Below are 1,569 nucleotides of genomic sequence, written 5' to 3'. Positions count from 1 at the left end.
AGGTGGGTAGGGGAGCTTTGACACTCCCGCATCGGTATGACGTTTTTAATTCTCTTAAAAAATCATATCGAATGAGAAGTGTTCGCGAAGCGTCGGCGAAAGCCGATAGCAGTACGGGAAAACCGCTGCTGCGTAACATCCTCATAGAATCCTCCGTGTTTTAACCGGGGGAGATGTCAATATTTGGATCTTCATCATAATAGCGGCCAATATCTACATTTTCTAGTACCCCCAAAGCATCGGGAACCAGTACGGCGGTGGAAAAGTAAAGAGTGACGAGGTAGGAGGCGATCGCCTTCTGGTCAATGCCCATCAACCGCACGGACACACCTGGAATCTCTTCATGTTCGCCAATCAAGCCGGTTTTACGCAGCCCTACCACTCCTTGCTGCGCTTCACCCACGCGCATCAGCAGAATATTGGATTTGCCTTTGGCGTCCACAGCAAGTTTATTACTGGCAATAATGGGAACTCCACGCCAGGTGATAAAGGGCGATCCAAACAGGTTCACTGTGGCTGGGGGAACCCCACGACGAGTGCATTCCCGACCAAAGGCGGCGATCGCCTTAGGGTGGGCCAAGAAAAAAGCAGGTTGTTTCCACACCTTAGCTAGGAGTTCATCCAAATCATCCGGGGTAGGGGGACCTGTGCGTGTTGAGAGTCGCATGGAAGGATCCGCCTTGTGGAGTAACCCAAAGGCTCGGTCTGGATCACCATTGCCATCGTTATTGACAATTTCCCATTCCTTGCGCTCCCTTAGCGCTTCAATAGTCAAGCGCAACTGCTCTTGCAACTGATCTCTGGCATTGCTGTATAGGTCACTGACCCGGGTATGCACCCGCACAATCGTTTGAGCCACCCTTAAGGGATATTCCGGCGGGTTATCATCGTAGTCAACAAAGGTTTGGGTGAGGGTGGGTTCCCCTTCGTGACAACTTAACATGTCAATGTTCTTTTCTCCGTCATCGTTTGCGGCAAAACCCTCTAAAATCCTGACATCCCGTCGGTTGACACGGTAAGTCCCCCCTGACACTTCAACCCAAGGCAATAGCTGGAGCAACCAGCGTGGTGAAATGGCCCGCATTTGCAGCGGGGATTTCATGGTGCAGGCTAGTTTCTTGGCTGCACGAACACTTACACTCTGTTGTGGCTGCTCCGATGTGTAAACCATAGAATCGGTTCTCTTAAACGATTAGCTTCTAACAGTAAACGCATCTAATTCCTAGGATTCCTATATATAGTGTTTTTAAAATTAAATAAACACTATTTTATGTATAAAATTCCTTGTAAACAAACGCAATAAAGCCTGGTTTATTGAAAAATACAGTTTATTGACAAGATGCGTTTACCGTGATTATGATATTTATATTGAGTTTTAGGATAGCTGGTGTTTGGCCTTTTTAATTGCTGCAATCAGCTTATCTACTTCTGCAAAGGTGTTATAAAACGCTAAGGAGGGGCGCACAGTGCTAGTCAACCCAAACCGTTTCAGGGTGGGTTGGGCGCAATGATGTCCAGCACGTACGGCAATGCCTTCACTATCCAAGAATTTCCCCATATCCTCTGAAG

The 1,569-nt window shown here is 47.7% G+C and carries 2 protein-coding genes; both read right to left on the bottom strand.

Annotation, left to right across the window (positions count from 1 at the left end):
* Nucleotides 1–160: 160 nt before the first annotated feature.
* Nucleotides 161–1,171, bottom strand: a complete 1,011-nt coding sequence (locus F6K38_RS41550; protein ID WP_008180789.1) for a family 2B encapsulin nanocompartment shell protein — start codon at nt 1,169–1,171, stop codon at nt 161–163.
* Between the two features lie 204 nt (nt 1,172–1,375).
* Nucleotides 1,376–1,569, bottom strand: a 194-nt coding sequence (locus tag F6K38_RS41545; protein ID WP_287360674.1) for an aminotransferase class V-fold PLP-dependent enzyme, incomplete at its 5' end; no start/stop codon positions are given.

Source organism: Moorena sp. SIO3B2, assembly GCF_010692525.1.
Taxonomy (GTDB): Bacteria; Cyanobacteriota; Cyanobacteriia; order Cyanobacteriales; family Coleofasciculaceae; genus Moorena; species Moorena producens.
Note: the sequence above shows the minus strand (reverse complement) of the source record. Positions and strands in the feature narration are given on the sequence as shown.